Below are 17101 nucleotides of genomic sequence, written 5' to 3' on the forward strand. Positions count from 1 at the left end.
TACGCTAACTGTCATAAATAGTTAACACTTTACACGCCATATTTATAGCCCCGTATTTATAAGGGTGTATTTATAAAGCAACCACTAATCCACTGAGAATCAACACACAACCAACAAGTCGTGTTGTGTATACCTTTTCTTTTAGCACCACCACGGCAAGCAACAAACCAAAAACAATACTGATCTGCCTTAGCGCGACCACTAAACTCACGTTATCCGTTAATAGCATCGCATACAAGACTAATCCATAGGTGAGCGCCATGATGGATCCGGCAATAAAAGCGGGCGTTTTTATCTGCCACGCTTGCTTAAATTGGTGTGATTGCCCTGTCACTAAAAAGCCTAAAGCAAGGGGAAGTGCGATTGCCCAAAACTGCATACCTAGGTAAAAAATAGCAATCTCTGCTCTGTGGTGAATCGTTTGCAGTTGCGAGAAAAGCTCTGAGAGCGCAAGCTTATCAATAATCGAATAACCCGCTGTACCAATGGCAGCTACCATTGCCCACACAATGCCAATGTTAAAATAATTACTGACACTCAGCTCTCGTAAACGCGTTAATGGGACTAATAAACACCCTCCGGTAATCAGCGAGAAACCTATCCATTGTAACGATGAGATAGACTGCCCTAATGAAAGCGTAATGCAACCAACCATCAATACTGGTAATGCCCTTGCCATGGGGTAGACCAAACCAACATCCGCTTTTTTATAAGCAAAACCTAACCCCATTAGATAGATGATTTGTAATAAGCCACTCAAGATTAACAAGATCCAAAACTCAGGGCTGAAATATTGGCTACCTGCAGTAAAATAAAACCAAATTAAGTAAGGTGTTAACAGCAAAGCCATACACAATGCAGTCATAAAGAAAAAGGACTGCACCGAGGCTTTATTAGCTTTCCCTAATATATTCCAGCTTGCATGTAAAAATGCAGAAATAATAACTAATACAATGGCCCAAACAGACATGACACAAACCTTAAATGGCAACAATGAGAAAGTTAATGCACCTCGTTAAAGGTGCATTAAAAGTAATAGATAGGAGAGATTAAACAATGTAGGTCTTAATTAGGTACTTCAATTAACTCTGCAACCGACTCAATACAAATCGCATCGTGTCGCCAATATTCTAAATCACAATCAATCAGTCGCCCTTGTTGATCATAATTGGTGCGCTCAACTAACATCGCTGGACTACCGGAAGTAGCACGTAATGCCTGCGCTATATCACCGAACAGTGACGTGGTACTGACTCGATAATGAGTGCGCTGATAACTTACCGAATAATGCTGCTGATAGGTGGTTGTTAGTGACTGAACGTAATCATGATCGAACAAGTTTTTAAAATATTCTGCTTTGATATAATTAACCACGTAAACAACGGGTCGCTGCTCTAAATAACGTACCCGTGCAAGATGATAAAGCTCAGTTAACATCGTCACTTGCAATAGCTTTGACGTTTTTTTAGTGGCTAAGGTTTGTTTTGCAAATATCAACTCTGATACTGCCTCACGTCCCTGTTGCTTTGCCATTTCCACAAAATTAAGCGTTAATCTTGGGTCGTAGCGTAATGGCTTAGGGCAAACAAACCAGCCTCGCCTATCTTCTCGATATAGTCGAGCTTCAGCTTCTAATGAACCAAGCGCTTCACGTAACGTCACCCGAGTCGTAGAGAATGCTTCTGCCATTTTTCGTTCAGAGGGTAATTTTTGTCTTGCCTGTAACAAACCTGTTTCGATTTGCTCAACCAATATCTCTTTAATTTTTAAATACTGCACAGAAATCCTTTTATACTAAAGGAGCTAATGAAGTGAACATGTATTGCGCAGTCAAAATCAGCACTAAAAAGGCATGAGTTGAGGAGATAGTTGTTATCACTTCAAAACTCACAACACAGATAGAACTATTTTTAACTCGCAATACGGATCACCTTTCTAGTTCCTTTGATATTAACGTTTACGCCATGCTTGAGTTGAACCCTCAAACAGTTTATCGAGTAACAGGTGTGTCAATTTCGCTAATATAGCAGCTATCATGATCATCACCGCCATCGCAGCAGCTGAACCTGTTTGGCCAGCGTCATCCATGTTTAATACAGAAACCGATGCTGGAATAGTGTCGGTTGAATATAAAAATACCACCGCCGATGTTGTGGTTAATGCATTAATAAATAGATAAGCGCCGATATCAAACACAGCTGGTAAGCACACTGGTAACGTTACTTTCCAAAACAGCTTATATTGTGGCAGTTTTATCGAAGCGGCACTCGCTTCTAATTCTGCTGGTAGTTGTTTCAATGCGGCAATCGCTGTCATATGACCCACGGTATAATAGTGGATCAGCGTATTTAGCACCAATAATAACATTGACCCATATAAGAAATTGAGCGGATTATTCACATCATTAAAAAAGAAGATATAACCTAAACCTAATACCATACCCGGCACGGCCATTGGTAAGACACTTAACATCTGTAAAAAACGACGCAGTGGTGTAAAATCGCGCCCTTTCTCCATGCTATAAGCACCTACAAATATTAATACCGTACCTAATAATGCAGTCCAACTTGCCAGTTCTATTGAGTTCCAAAATGGACTCCAACCGTAGGTACTCATCTCTGCAAAGTTGTAGTTGTTAAACGATAATGCTTTGTTCCAAGGCCAAAAAGTCACTAATGAGCCATATACTGCCATACCTAAGACCACTAACACCGCAATAGAGATAATGGCGCAATACGCAAAACAGATGCCATCACGTACGGGTTCCGGTGACGGTTGATATGGCACTGAACGACTATCAAATAAGTTTTGTTGCTTCTTTTGTACCCAACGATCCACCACAAAAGCTAACAGAGCAGGCAGCAATAATAATAAACTGGTTACAGCAGCCATTGAAAAATTCTGTTGCCCAACTACCTGCTTAAAGATATCTGTCGCTAATACGTTATAACTACCACCGATCACTTTCGCGACACCAAAATCACATACTACTAAAGTGAAAATAACAATTAAGGTACTGATAAGCCCGTATTTTGCAGCCGGTAATGTGACGATAAAAAAGGTTTTAAAAGGGCTCATTTTTAATGCCCTAGCACTTTCATAGAGACGTGCATCTGAGGTACGTAATGAGGTAGATAAAATCATTAATGCGTGTGGAAAAGTCCAAAATATCAGTCCTAACGCAATACCAATAAAACCATAAACTGAATGACCTAATAACACTTCTTTCGCCACACCCTGTGTACCAAAAAGATAAATAAGGCTAATTGCAGGTAATAAAGACGGCGCTAAAATAGGTGCCATGCCTAATACTTTAAACAATCCTTTATAAGGCATGCAAGAACGTGTTAACGCATAGGCATAAAAAAAGGCTAGCGAGCCAACCACTAACATCACCGTAATACCTAATGTGAACGTATTGGTTAATGAATGCCAAACGGAGGCCGATTCAAAATAGTGCCTAAAGTTAGCTAAACCAACAAACACACCGTCGCTGTCTAATACACTACTGCGCAACATAGCCCATAAAGGCGCCACAACAAAAATAATTAATACCAACGCCACAATGCTAAGACTTAATAATAAAATCAACTGTTCACGGCTTAATTTTTTTAATGTATTCAGCACAGATGGTTTTTGCGATGGTTTTGGTGGTGACATTGAAATAACACTCATCGATTCACTCCTAAGCAGCAATCACAGCTTTCACTGCTTTACGTATTGATGGGTAGGCATGTAGCTGTGTGTTATCAAAGCCAATACGGCGAGATTCTTGCAAGGATAAGTTCAGTTTTCGCGCTTCACGAATCGGCACATTGACATAGATGCTTGAAGCCGAAAAATCATCCCATAAACGACATTCGACTTGGCAGTATGCGCCTTGAAACTCAATCGATTCAATATTAACCGCAATGCTATTATCCTTATTATTCAAATCATTAGCCTTTTCTACAGCGCAGAAATATAAGCTTTCAGGACGAACAGCAAGGTCGAACATACAACCTGAAATAGCTAACTCTTGTAATGATTCAGGTACGCTTAATAAGTCTTCCCCAATACGCATTAAGTTGTTATCAATCATCGAGGTGGGGATAAAGTTCATGGTGCCAACAAAGTCAGCAACAAAACGGCTGGCAGGTTTTTCATAGATTTCCTGCGGTGTGCCAATTTGTTCAATAACCCCATCATTCATCACAACGATACGGTCAGCCATCGCTAATGCTTCTTCTTGGTCGTGAGTTACCATGACAGTAGTAATGCCTAATTTACGTTGTAACTGACAAATTTCTTCTCGCAAATGAGTACGCACTTTTGCATCCAATGCCGATAATGGTTCATCAAGTAGTAATAACCCTGGTGACAATGCGAGTGCACGTGCCAATGCAACACGTTGCTGTTGCCCACCGGAAAGCTGATTCGGATATTTATACGCTTCACTTTGTAAACCAATCATTTTTAGCCATTTATCAACTAACTGATTACATTCAAGCGCTGCAACCCCCTGATTACTTAGCCCAATTGCAATATTGTCCTGCACCGTTAAATTCGGAAATAACGCATAAGATTGAAATACAATCCCAAAGTCTCGTTGCTCTGGTGGTAGATGGGTGATCTCTTTTCCTGCCTGAAAAATAGCCCCTGATGTCACAGGCTCTAATCCTGCGATGCTACGTAATAGCGTTGTTTTACCACAACCAGATGGACCTAAAAAACATACAAACTCTCCCTGTTTGATGCTGAATGAGATTTGTTGTAATGCAGTGAATTGCCCAAACTGCTTAATTACATTATCGATATGGAGATATGTTTGCATAATAAAAACCTAAGATTACGAAGAATATAAAAAATGTGACTCATAACAATGCGCACTCTGCCCCTATATCAACAGTGCTGAGTACGCATTTTTATGAAAACTAAGCAGGTAAGCCTGCTTAGTTAAAAGTAGTTTTAGCTTTTTGGTTCAGACTTGCTATCAAACTTATCTGACCATTTATTCAATACATCAGCACGCTCATCTCCCATGCGCGCAAAATCCATTTTTGCCATGACTTGTTTTACATTTGGGAAGTTTTTCATCTCTGATACCACCTCTTTATGGGCAACAACCGGGTACATTTCGATGTATAACTCATTAGCATTTTTCGAGATAGACCAATCAACAACACGTTTAGCGGCATCAGAGTCTTTAACTAAACCGACTGCTTCAGATTCCCATCCAATACCTTTTGGCGTGATGAGAGAAAGTGGCGCACCTTGTGTTTTTAACTTAGCACCACGACTCGCCATAGAGATACCAATAGCCACTTCCCCCATACCAGCTTGTACACAAGGCTTTGAACCTGAATGGGTATAGTGAGCAATATTAGTATCTAGTTTTTGCATGTATTTCCATGCACTGTCTTCACCCATATTTTGCAACCATGCTGATACTTGCATATAACCCGTACCAGAAGAGGCAGGATTTGGCATCGCAATATGGCCTTTATAAATGGGTTTTGTTAAATCATCCCACGATGTAGGTTTGGGTAAATTAAGCTGTTTTGCCACAATGTCATTAAAACAAATGGCATTAAAATAAGCATCGTTACCAAACCAAGCTTGGCTCGCTTGTGGATCATTAAGGGCATTATTAAGCTCACCTAAACCTTGTGGTGTGTAACTTTTTAAAATGCCCTCACTCTTTAATAGCGCCATTGAAGAGCCCGCTAATCCCCATACCACTTCCGCACGTGGATTGTTTTTTTCAGCCAGTAATTTAGCGGTCATGATACCCGTTGAATCACGTACCCATTTAATCGCTATATCTGGATTTTCTTGCTCAAATGCGTTTTTGTATTTAGCTAAAATATCCGTTTCAAAGGCGGTATAAACCGTTACTTCCTGCTTTGCATAGCTAGTTGCAGCACACAGGGTTAACGCTGTGACAAGGGCAGTTTTCATAAAACGAGCTTTCATCTTAATCTCCATTTAACAGTTATTTTTGGTCTGTACCAGTTGTACGGGGCAAACATTACCCCTTCTTTGTGACAAAATTATTACGATTTTATGTATCTTTTTTTACACCCAAACTCTCCTTAAAAGCCTGAATACGTTGAATATGAACCTTTTGTTAAACCTGTCCTTTTGCTATTTACCGATTAAATTTATGCCGTTAGAGTAACTGCAAACTCTGGTCTACACCAATTAGGAATAAACATGAAAAACGATTATCTATTACTTACTCCCGGCCCTTTATCAACGTCAGAAAGCGTTCGCCAAGCAATGCTTAATGATTGGTGTACCTGGGATGATCAATACAATAAAGAGATTGTGCAGGTGATTCGTGACAAGTTAGTGAAGCTAGCGACGAATAAAAATACTTACACCAGTGTATTGATGCAAGGCTCAGGCACCGCTTCGGTCGAAGCAACGATTGGTAGCGCATTAGGTAAACAAGATAAGTTATTAGTGATTGATAATGGCGCATACGGAGCACGTATTGCAGAAATCACAGATTATTTGCAAATTGATTGCACCACCATTAGGCAAGGTGAAACAGAGCAAGCTAACTTACAGTTGCTTGAGGAAGCGTTAATTAACGACCCTGCCATCACTCATGTTGCGATGGTGCACTGCGAAACAACCACTGGCATGTTAAATCCGATTGAAGCATTTTGTAAAATAGCCAAAGCCCATAACAAAGTGGTGATTGTGGATGCAATGTCTAGTTTTGGTGGCATTGAAATGGATATTGGTGAGCTAGATATCGACTTTATGATCAGTTCGGCTAACAAGTGTATTCAAGGCGTACCCGGTTTTGGTTTTGTGGTCGCCAAACAAAGTCAACTTGAGCGTTGTAAAGGTCAAGCACGTTCGCTCTCTTTAGATTTACACGCGCAATGGTTATGCATGCAAGAAAACCATGGAAAATGGCGTTTCACTTCGCCAACCCATACCGTGCGAGCTTTTTACCAAGCCCTATTAGAATTAGAACAAGAAGGCGGTATCAAACAACGCCAAACACGTTACCAAACTAACCAATTAACACTGGTTAAAGGCATGCGTGAATTGGGTTTTGAAACATTATTACCTGATCACCAGCACTCTCCCATTATTACCTCTTTTTATTCTCCAACAGAATCTCAGTATGACTTTAAAACCTTTTATGAGCGTTTAAAAGCCGAAGGTTTTGTTATCTATCCGGGTAAAGTAAGCAATGCTGACTGCTTTAGAATTGGCAATATTGGTGAGGTTTACCCTGAAGATATCACTCGATTAATTACTGCAATTAAAAGCGTTATTTACTGGGAAGAAGTCGCGTGAACGCAGCAATTGATAACAAGCATCACCGTTGCGAAGGTGATGTGAATACCACCGAAGCACGAGAAAATTGGCAACAAAAACGCCAGCATAAGCAAACGCAATCGTTACTCGAGCGCGACGCAAACGTGTTTTTACACCAGTCGATGTCGACACCTTGTTTGAATAGTTTACAAGCAGCAGACGGTATTACCATTACTGATAGTTGTGGTCATAGTTACATGGATTTCCATGGTAACAACGTGCACCAGCTTGGTTATGGTCACCCTGTTGTGACACAAAAAGTAATTGAGCAAATAGCCAAGCTGCCCTTTTCACCAAGACGCTTTACAAATGAGACTGCGATTGAATGCGCCGAGAAACTAGCAGAAATTTCAGGTGGCGAGCTTAACCGAGTGTTATTTGCACCCGGTGGCACATCTGTGATTGGCATGGCACTCAAACTAGCACGCTATATCACGGGTAATTACAAAGTGGTGTCGTTATGGGATTCCTTTCATGGCGCTTCGCTGGATGCTATTTCAGTCGGTGGAGAAGCCTGTTTTCGTGAAGGTATGGGCCCGTTAATGGCGGGTGTTGAACGTATTCCACCTCCGGTTACTTATCGTGGCGCACTAACATCACCTGACGGAAGTGACGTACATTATGCAGATTACCTTGAATATGTGATTGAAAAAGAAGGCGGTATTGGCGTATTTATCGCAGAAGCGGTGCGTAATACCGATGTGCAAGTACCGAGTAAAGCTTACTGGAAACGTATTCGCGAAATCTGTGATAAACATAATGTATTACTAATCATTGATGATATCCCTAATGGCATGGGCCGAAGTGGTTTTTGGTTTACCCATCAAGCCTTTGCTATTGAACCTGATATTTTGTGTATCGGTAAAGGTTTAGGGGGTGGTTTAGTGCCGATGGCAGCGATGATTACCAAAGATAAATATAATACAGCGACACAAGTATCATTAGGTCATTACACCCATGAAAAAAGCCCTATTGGTTGCGCGGCAGCCCTTGCAACGATGCACGTTATTGAGCAAGAAAATCTTCTTAGTAAAGTGCAAGACGATAGTGTCTTTGTAAAACAACGACTGCTTAAACTAAAAGAACAGTTTTCAATCATCGGTGATATACGTGGTATCGGTTTGTTATGGGCTGTTGAACTAGTGAGTTCACCACTTCATAAAACCCGCGCTTTTGATGAAGCTGAAGCCATGCTCTATGAATGCCTAACACAAGGTCTGAGCTTTAAAGTCTCACAGGGTAATGTTATTCAGCTTAGTCCTCCGCTGATTATTACCCGAGAACAACTTAACCAAGCACTTAATATTTTTGAAAATGCCCTTAACAAAATCAGCAAGGAATTTAACTATGTCTAACGTAATGTCTAACACAACAAGTAATCTAAAACAGAACAAAACAGTAAAATCAGCAGTAGAAGCCGTCATTTTTGACTGGGCTGGCACGATTGTCGATTTTGGTTCTTTCGCACCAACAACTATTTTTGTTGAAGCCTTTAAAACAGAATATGATTTCGATATTACTTTGGCAGAAGCGCGTGTGCCGATGGGCCTAGGTAAATGGGATCACATTCAAGCGGTGGGCAAACTAGACAGCGTTGCGCAACGTTGGTCTGAAAAGTTTGGTCAGACCATGTTAGATAAAGATATCGACTTAATCTATAACCGATTCATTCCATTACAAAAAGCCAAGGTTGTTGACCATGTAGAACCAATTTTAAACGCGGTTAATGTCGTTAATGATTTAAAAAAACAAGGCATAAAAATCGGTTCATGCAGTGGTTACCCGCGCGCCGTGATGGATATTTTAATTCCAGCAGCTGCTAAACATGGCTACCAACCAGACTGCGTGGTGGCTACCGATGATTTAACGCATGGCGGACGCCCTGCTCCGCATATGGTATTAAAAAATGTTATCGAGCTAGGGGTTGGCAACGTGGCTAACTGTATTAAAGTCGATGATTCAACACCAGGTATTGATGAAGGCCACAATGCAGGTATGTGGACCGTCGGTTTATTGCTCTCTGGAAATGAAGCAGGTTTAACAGCGCAACAGTTTCAAGATGCGACACCCGAAGTATTGGAAAACGCACGTAACAAAGCACGTTTAGTAATGGAGAAATCAAACCCACACTTTCTGATTGATACGATTGATGATTTACCCGCTATCGTAGCAGAAATAGAGCAACGTTTAAGCGTAGGCGAACGTCCATAACCCTCTATAAATGGGAGGTGATAAACACCTCCCATTTATAGGTAACAACGAATAGGTCTAACCAATGACTAATAATGATCTTTATATTTTCGATCTTGATGAAACATTATTAAACGGTGATAGTGCAATGTTGTGGCACCAGTTTCTGTTGAGAGAAGGCATTATTCAAGATGATAATTTTCTAGCAGAAGATGAACGTCTGATGATGCTATATAGTCAGGGGCAATTAGATATGCAGCAATATCTTGATTTTTGTATACCCCCACTTACAAGTAAAACCATCGAAGAGATCTACGTGCTTGTTGAGCAGTTTATTGAAAGCGACATCAATCCAAGAATATTCCCGCAAGCTAAACAACTTATTAAACAACTACAACAGCAAGGAAAAGCGATCATCATCATCTCTGCGACGGTTAATTTTTTAGTTTCAAAAATTGCTCTGTCTTTGAATATCAATCAGCATTTAGCGATCGATTTAGAAACAAACAATAACGCCTATAGCCCTAAAATAAAAGGCGTAGCAACCTATCAACAGGGCAAAGTGATACGCCTAAAAGCATGGTTAGCAATACAAGCTACTCAGTATCAAACATTACATTTTTATACCGACTCAATTAACGATTTAAGTTTATGCGAATATGCTGATATTATTAATGTGGTTAACCCTTGCAGCATGTTAGCAAGTAAAGCCAGGCAAAATAACTGGCAGCACCTGCACTGGATTTAATATTAACGGAGGTCTGTTTCAATAAATAATTAGACTTGCTGGTTATTATTATCTCCTGATGTTGTGGCTAAGTGATTTTGGGCACTACTCTGAATAAAATAAATGATATTTCCTAAGGCGATGTGCCCCAAACCGAGCTAGAGCATGCTAAATAGTTGTAAACTTTGTGTGTAATCACTAGACAGTTCACAGGAGTATACTGTGGGTATAAACGGTGATGATGCTTGGAACTGAGTATTTTACACCTTTGCTTTTAGAAATAGGGAAATTGTGCAACGATTTGTTGCACAATTTTAGTGAACTATAAAATAGCTATCAAACAGCAACTTTAAGGTTTTTCAACCCTGTAATAGAGTTTGGACCTTTCGATGCTTCTTCCGATGCTTCTTCAATGTGGTCACTCCACCATCTCATAACTACTTTACGACGTTCAAGATAATCAGTACGATTGTAAGCGCTTCTCACCACATGTGACAGTGCAGCTTCGATTACGTCTACATCAAATCCCTGTTCGTTCAAAGTGGTACTAGCAAGTGATCGTAACCCGTGAACTGTTTGGCGATCTTTAAACTCCATACACTTTAATGCTGTATTAGCAGTTTCTTTATTAATGTGTTTTTTATGTGTTTTATCCGCAGGAAAGATAAACTCACTACCCAAGGTAATAGAATCAATAGTTTCTAACAATACCATTGTTTGTTCTGTTAACGGGGTTGTCTGGGGACAGCCCTTTTTCATTCGAGAAGCTGGAATATTCCACAGCTTATTTTCTTTATCAATTTCATCCCAACGAGCCCCTGCTGATTCAGAGGGCCGTGTCATAGTATGTAATTGCCACTCGATCAAACAGCGCGTAATGAGCTTGATGCTCGCATAATTAAGTGCGGTTAAAAGCTCAGGAAGTTCCTCTGGTTTGAACGATGGTTGGTTAGTCATTTGAGCTGTTGCAAATGCCTTGCCAATACCAGCAAGTTTGCAGTGTTCAATAACACCTGTACTAACGGAAAACGTTATGATCTCATTAACATTTCGACATATAAGCCCAATGGTTGCAAGCTTGCCCAGCGTTTTGCAACAGGTTGAATAACCTTAATAGTCTGGGTACAGTGATTTGGATAATAGGGAACTGACCTAAATGAGTTAATAAATACTTATCTAAGCGCTGCTTAAGCTTTTTAGCGGTTAACTCTTTAATACCCGACTTCTTAACCTCAAACCAATTTTCAAATACAGCCTGTAAGGTATTATTTAATTCAACCTGTTGGGATTGTAACGTTTCATCTCGTTGAACTTTAGGCTCGATATCATTGGCGATAAGTTATCTGGCTTCACGCGCTTTTATTCTTGCATTTGCTAATGTAACGGTAGGAAATTTACCTAGGCTTAAATTTGCTCGTTTACGACTAATTAGTCGATAATAATTGAAGATCCACAACTTTGACTCATTTACTTTAACTCTTAAAACCAAGCTTTGCCCATCGATTAAGTTATATTCTTTCTCTTTAGCTTTTGCTTGTTGTACTTCAGTTGCTGATAAAGGAGCTATTTTTCTCGCCATAGTAACATCACTTTTTTTATTGTTTGTCAGTGTTACTAACAGTGTTACTAAAAAACGTAGATTTTACAAGAAGCGGATAGATGTAATAAGACAGCTAAACTAATAAAAGTACTGATTTTATAGTGTGTTAGGGGATGTTTGGGATATCTAAGGATGTTCTGGGAAAGAGAAATGGTGCTCGCTACTGGACTCGAACCAGTGACCTACGCCATGTCATGGCGGCACTCTACCAACTGAGTTAAGCGAGCAATATTTCTTTGCTTTGGAAGCAAAGCAATATTGCTTTATAGCGCTTAAACTGTCAATAAAAGTTTTTATTTTTCAGTCTGTTTGCTGATTTTTCATGCAAGCAAGGCGCTATAGGGCTCGAACCAGTGACACACATCACATTAATATTTTCACTTTAGCTAAGCTTCATTGATGTCGATATTTTATTTGTTATGCCGATAGTCAGCCGTTAGCAATAAACCTTACCACCAATCAATTTAAGTGCGGGTGTACCACGTATCAATGTTTCTCGTGCAAAAAGTGTTTCACATTTAGGGCAAGTGCAAGAAACGTTTGTAAAATCGACACTGATACGTTCTTTAAAGCATTTTACTAAGGCTCCTTTGCCACCTTTGCGATATTTAAACAGTTGGCTTTTACATTTAGCGCAATACACATCGACCGTTTTAGTAGGGCCTTTCTTATTCGGTTTGGCCATTTAAACGCGCCTTAAATGCATTTTCATCCAATTTATAAAGTTTGACGCAGTTCACACATATGCAGGTGCGATTAATTCTGTCTAAAGGTAACAAATCTATTAATGAACGTGGTATATTCTCGCGCTGGCACCAACAGCCATCACTGTTAACGTTACAACGATTTGCCTGCTGGCAGAATGGACAGATGTTTGAACTCATTTTCGACTCATCATAAAATAATCCACTATATCGCTATACTGATTAACAAACCAACTTAATTTTTGCCCTTGTCATTAATTACGTGGACTAATATGCCTCATGAATTTGAGGATATTTATGGAAGAAGCAATTAATTTTAAAGGAAATATTGGCCACTATTTAGTGTCATTGGTATTACATACTCAACATTATTTAGGAAACAAAGCATGCTTTGGTTACAACTTGCTACGGTATTATTTTTTATTTTCATTGGTGCGCGCCTTGGCGGTATCGGAATAGGCTACGCGGGCGGTGCGGGTGTCATTGTTCTTGCATTAATGGGAATGGAAACCAGTATGGCTTATATTCCCATGGAAGTGATTTTAATCATTATGTCTGTTATTGCTGCCATTGCAGCGATGCAACGCGCAGGTGGTCTCGATTACTTAGTACATATATCTGAAAAAATGTTGCGTAAGCATCCTCAATATATAACCTTTGCCGCGCCGATGGTCACCTATTTCATGACTCTACTAGCAGGCACAGGTCATACTGCCTTTTCAACTTTACCCGTGATTGCAGAAGTGGCTAAAGAGCAAGGTATTCGCCCTTCTAAGCCCTTAAGTATTGCCGTTGTTGCTTCGCAGATTGCTATCACTGCATCACCGATTTCAGCAGCAGTTGTTGCTTTTGCCGCAATGTTGCACCCTTTTGGCATTAGTTATTTACAACTATTATGCATCGCTATTCCTTCAACCTTTATTGCAATTATGATTGGTGCAGTGGTTGCTAATCTATTAGGTAAACCACTATTAGAAGATCGCGTTTATCAGGCACGTCTGGCCGAAGGGTTAATAAAAAAGCGTGAACAAGGTGAATATACACCAACTTCAGATGCGAAATTTTCAGTTTATGCATTTGTCACTGCGATTGTTTTGGTCGTAACCTACGCAATTATGCTATCAGGTTTCATTGAGCACCCAACCATCGGCCGTAGCGAAGCAATTATGGCAATCATGCTTGCTACAGCGGGTGTTATTGCAATGAAGTGCAAGCTTAATGTCAATGACATTACACAAATGCCAACCTTCCGTGCCGGTATGTGTGCTTGTATCTGTGTATTAGGTGTCGCTTGGTTGGGTTCAACCTTTGTAAATGGTCATATCGATGAAATTAAGGAGCTGTCAGGTTCATTATTAGCAAGCTACCCATGGATGTTAGCCTTGATACTGTTTTTCGCTTCTATGTTGCTCTATTCACAAGGCGCGACAACAGCAGCGCTAATGCCAGCGGCACTCGCAATGGGCGTTGAACCAATTGCAGCGATTGCATCCTTTGCAGCGGTCAGCGCGTTATTTGTTTTGCCGACTTACCCTACCCTATTAGCCGCCATTGAGATGGACGATACCGGCTCAACTCGTATTGGTAAGTATGTCTTTGATCATCCGTTTCTGTTGCCTGGTATTGTAACGATTGCGGCATCTGTAACGATTGCATTTGTGATTGGTGGTATGGTGCTTTAGCGCCAACTTGTAGGCCGGCTTTGTTTTTGACTTCCGCTACTCGTTACTAATAACCTGAAGCTTAAAAAACCGTCGGGCTAAAGCCACGACCTACAAAACATTCAGCTCCAGCAGCCCCTCAATGGCTGTTGGGCTGAAGGCTAGCCTATAAAATTCAATTCAATTCAATTCAATTCAATCAAGCTAATGTAGATACTCTGCTTAAGCGCAAGCTCTTTTATACCGACACGCACAAGGTGTTGTTTTTAACTTTCTCTGCTCGTTACTCGCAATCCGAAGCTTAAAAATCGTCGGGCTAAAGCCACGACCTACAAAACACTCAGCTCCAGCAGCCCCTCAATGGCTGTTGGGCTGAAGGCTAACCTATAAAATTCAATTCAATCAAGCGAATGTAGATACTCTGCTTAAGCGCAAGCTCTTTTATACCGACACGCACAAGGTGTTGTTTTTAACTTTCGCTGCTCGTTACTCGCAATCCGAAGCTTAAAAACCGTCGGGCTAAAGCCACGACCTACAAAACACTCAGCTCCAGCAGCCCCTCAATGGGTGTTGGGCTGAAGGCTAACCTATAAAATTCAATTCAATCAAGCGGATGTAGATACTCTGCTTAAGCGCAAGCTCTTTTATTCCAACACACCAAAGGTGTTGTTTTTGATTTCCTCTGATCGTTACTCGCAACCCAAAGCTTAAAAAAACGTCAGGCTAAAGCCACGACCTACAAAACATTCAGATCCTCCTGTAGGTCGGGCTTTAGCCCGTCAATAGGTCATTGGTTTAAAGAGAACGCTAAAAATCAGCAAAAAAAAAGGCTTCCAAATTAGGAAGCCCTTTTGCTATCTGATCTATAAAAACAGATTATGAAGATTGTTGCTCTAAGTAACCAAACGCCGTTAGCATTGCTTGCTCTTGGAATTTTTTCAGGCCTAATTCAACCGCAGTAGGCTGATTTTGAGCACCTGATAAGCCTTCTTTGATGTACGTTGAAGAAAGAACATGTACATTCACATCAGGTAACAGTTGTAATGCCCCTTCAATTTTAAAGCTTAATGGGCTACCTGCAAACTTACCTTTTTGCGCACGTTGTTTTATAACAACTGTATCCACTTTGTAATCTGTCATTAATTGTTTAAAGTCAGCTTGAAACTTTTTCAACGGAACCGTATTAATTCCGTCTACTAAGTTAAACTTATTTGCGCGTACTACTGGCACGTCATACAAGCCTTTATCTAGTTGCATTATTGCGATAATCGCTTCGTTACCAATTAGTTCTACGCCACATACTCTCATTTTATTACCCTTATCTATTTCGTGTGCATTTTTAAATTTATCATGCGAATTGTTGCACCAATACCCGCTAATACTTGGTTAGCATTGACACCACGAGTTGTTATTTGCTCGCCATCATCAAGCCATGTTACGGTACATTCCGTTAACGCATTAGTCTTTCCACCTGGTGGAATGCGTAATTGGTAATCAATTAATTCAGGAAAGATAAATTGCTCTTTATCTAGTACTTTTTTCATTGCGCTAATGAAAGCATCAAAGCCACCATTACCGCTACCACTTGTTTTATATGTTTGTTCATTGACACGAACACGAATACTCACCGTTGATTCTAGCTCTAACCCGGAATTAATCGAGCAGTTTAATAGTTCAACATAGTTGTATTCATTACGTTCGAGCAGATCAGCAATAATGAACGGCAGATCGTCTGCGCTAATGGTTGCCTTTTGATCACCTAAACGCACAATACGTTGTAATAGTTTTTGTTGCTGACTACTATCAAGGTCAATATCCATCGCTTCTAAATTTTTAGCCAGTGATGCTTTACCACTCATTTTACCTAACGCATAACTACGACAACGAGCAAAGCGTTCAGGTGTCAATGCTGACATATATAAGCCACCCTTTTTATCACCATCAGCGTGAATACCACTGGTTTGGGTAAACACATCAGCGCCAACAATCGGGGTGTTATCCGCACAACGTTTACCAGAAAAACTTTCGACTAACTGGCTTAATGTGTGGATCTCTTTTTCATCAATATTAACGGCTATATTTAATTTATCTTGTAAAACAACAGCAACTTCAGCTAATGAAGCATTACCGGCACGTTCACCTAAACAGTTCATCGTACAATGAATCGAAGAGACACCCGCCTTCACTGCATACATTGCATTCGCAGTCGCTAATCCGTAATCGTTATGCCCATGAAAATCAAACTTATTATCAGGGAAGCGTGCGGTCATATCGCTTAAACTATCAAATACCTCTTGTGGTGACATCACCCCTAAGGTATCCGGTAGCATAAAGTGATTAATGCCTAATCCTTGAAGTTTGCTCACCATGTCGTAAACATATTCAGGACTATCTTTATAGCCATTAGACCAATCTTCAAGGTAAACATTAACATTCAAGCCTTGCAATTGTGCATACTCAATAGTCTGTTTAACTTCGGTAAGATGTTCATCTAACGTCTTTTTAAGCTGCTCTTTACAGTGCTTTAAACTACCTTTAGTTAATAGGTTTAACACTTTACCGCCCGCTTCAACAATCCAGTCGACGCTGCGTGTATGATCAACAAAACCTAACACTTCGATTCGTTCAACTAATCCTTCTTTTGTTGCCCATTCATTTAGTTGTGCAACAGCATGTTTCTCACCCTCTGAAACACGCGCTGATGCCACCTCAATGCGGTCAACTTTTAACTTTTGCAGCAATGCCTTAGCGATACTTACTTTTTCTGCTGGCGAAAAAGAGACACCCTGTGTTTGTTCTCCATCACGTAGGGTGGTATCCATCAATTCAACAGTCAATACCTGCTTCGTCATTACGTTACTCCATTAATCGTTTACTAAAAATCCATTGCGCTATG

General features: G+C 40.3%; 14 protein-coding genes, 1 tRNA gene and 1 pseudogene. 5 read left to right on the plus strand and 11 right to left on the minus strand.

The features are described 5' to 3' along the window. Positions 1 to 70: 70 nt before the first annotated feature. The 5 genes from QQK09_RS13515 to QQK09_RS13535 form a co-directional block, all read right to left on the minus strand. Positions 71 to 970, minus strand: coding sequence for an EamA family transporter (locus QQK09_RS13515; RefSeq protein ID WP_284204683.1), 900 nt, complete (start codon positions 968 to 970; stop codon positions 71 to 73). A gap of 95 nt (positions 971 to 1065) precedes the next feature. Beyond that, positions 1066 to 1779, minus strand: a complete 714-nt coding sequence (gene phnR, locus QQK09_RS13520; protein ID WP_284204684.1) for a phosphonate utilization transcriptional regulator PhnR — start codon at positions 1777 to 1779, stop codon at positions 1066 to 1068. A 171-nt stretch (positions 1780 to 1950) separates the two neighbouring features. Further along, on the minus strand, positions 1951 to 3675 hold the full coding sequence (locus tag QQK09_RS13525; RefSeq protein ID WP_284204685.1) for a putative 2-aminoethylphosphonate ABC transporter permease subunit: 1725 nt from the start codon (positions 3673 to 3675) through the stop codon (positions 1951 to 1953). A 10-nt stretch (positions 3676 to 3685) separates the two neighbouring features. Beyond that, complete coding sequence (locus QQK09_RS13530; RefSeq protein WP_284204686.1) at positions 3686 to 4813, minus strand: putative 2-aminoethylphosphonate ABC transporter ATP-binding protein; 1128 nt, start codon at positions 4811 to 4813, stop codon at positions 3686 to 3688. A 134-nt stretch (positions 4814 to 4947) separates the two neighbouring features. After that, complete coding sequence (locus QQK09_RS13535) at positions 4948 to 5955, minus strand: putative 2-aminoethylphosphonate ABC transporter substrate-binding protein (RefSeq protein WP_284204687.1); 1008 nt, start codon at positions 5953 to 5955, stop codon at positions 4948 to 4950. Positions 5956 to 6195: 240 nt separating this feature from the next. Between QQK09_RS13535 and phnW the strand changes: the two genes are divergently transcribed. The 4 genes from phnW (at position 6196) to QQK09_RS13555 (ending at position 10261) form a co-directional block, all read left to right on the plus strand. Further along, complete coding sequence (gene phnW / locus QQK09_RS13540; protein ID WP_284204688.1) at positions 6196 to 7302, plus strand: 2-aminoethylphosphonate--pyruvate transaminase; 1107 nt, start codon at positions 6196 to 6198, stop codon at positions 7300 to 7302. Beyond that, the gene (locus tag QQK09_RS13545) at positions 7299 to 8678 is read left to right on the plus strand and encodes an aspartate aminotransferase family protein (protein WP_284204689.1); all 1380 of its coding nucleotides are present in this window, start codon (positions 7299 to 7301) and stop codon (positions 8676 to 8678) included. The genes phnW and QQK09_RS13545 overlap by 4 nt, the downstream gene beginning before the upstream one ends. Continuing rightward, positions 8671 to 9534, plus strand: coding sequence for a phosphonoacetaldehyde hydrolase (phnX, locus tag QQK09_RS13550; protein ID WP_431312592.1), 864 nt, complete (start codon positions 8671 to 8673; stop codon positions 9532 to 9534). The genes QQK09_RS13545 and phnX overlap by 8 nt, the downstream gene beginning before the upstream one ends. A 64-nt stretch (positions 9535 to 9598) precedes the next feature. After that, entirely contained in the window at positions 9599 to 10261 is a 663-nt protein-coding gene (locus QQK09_RS13555; protein WP_284204690.1) for an HAD family hydrolase, read from the plus strand. A gap of 315 nt (positions 10262 to 10576) precedes the next feature. Here the strand turns inward: QQK09_RS13555 and QQK09_RS19450 are convergent. The 4 genes and pseudogenes from QQK09_RS19450 to QQK09_RS19395 form a co-directional block, all read right to left on the minus strand. Further along, positions 10577 to 11819 (minus strand): annotated as a pseudogene (locus tag QQK09_RS19450) (tyrosine-type recombinase/integrase). 172 nt (positions 11820 to 11991) lie between these two features. Continuing rightward, positions 11992 to 12067 (minus strand) — tRNA-Val (locus QQK09_RS13575). Between the two features lie 209 nt (positions 12068 to 12276). Beyond that, on the minus strand, positions 12277 to 12525 hold the full coding sequence (locus QQK09_RS13580; RefSeq protein WP_284204693.1) for a hypothetical protein: 249 nt from the start codon (positions 12523 to 12525) through the stop codon (positions 12277 to 12279). Beyond that, positions 12509 to 12724, minus strand: coding sequence for a cysteine-rich CWC family protein (locus tag QQK09_RS19395; protein WP_431312593.1), 216 nt, complete (start codon positions 12722 to 12724; stop codon positions 12509 to 12511). Before QQK09_RS19395 ends, QQK09_RS13580 begins: the two co-directional genes overlap by 17 nt. Before the next feature lie 206 nt (positions 12725 to 12930). Between QQK09_RS19395 and QQK09_RS13585 the strand changes: the two genes are divergently transcribed. Beyond that, complete coding sequence (locus QQK09_RS13585; RefSeq protein ID WP_284204694.1) at positions 12931 to 14226, plus strand: anaerobic C4-dicarboxylate transporter; 1296 nt, start codon at positions 12931 to 12933, stop codon at positions 14224 to 14226. An 855-nt stretch (positions 14227 to 15081) separates the two neighbouring features. Here QQK09_RS13585 and QQK09_RS13590 read toward each other — a convergent pair. After that, positions 15082 to 15513, minus strand: coding sequence for a DUF3010 family protein (locus tag QQK09_RS13590; protein WP_284204695.1), 432 nt, complete (start codon positions 15511 to 15513; stop codon positions 15082 to 15084). Between the two features lie 14 nt (positions 15514 to 15527). Continuing rightward, a complete protein-coding gene (locus QQK09_RS13595) occupies positions 15528 to 17057 on the minus strand; it encodes an alpha-isopropylmalate synthase regulatory domain-containing protein (RefSeq protein WP_284204696.1) in 1530 nt (509 codons plus the stop codon). Between the last annotated feature and the right edge of the window lie 44 nt (positions 17058 to 17101).

The organism is Psychromonas marina, assembly GCF_030161115.1.
Lineage (GTDB): Bacteria > Pseudomonadota > Gammaproteobacteria > Enterobacterales > Psychromonadaceae > Psychromonas > Psychromonas marina.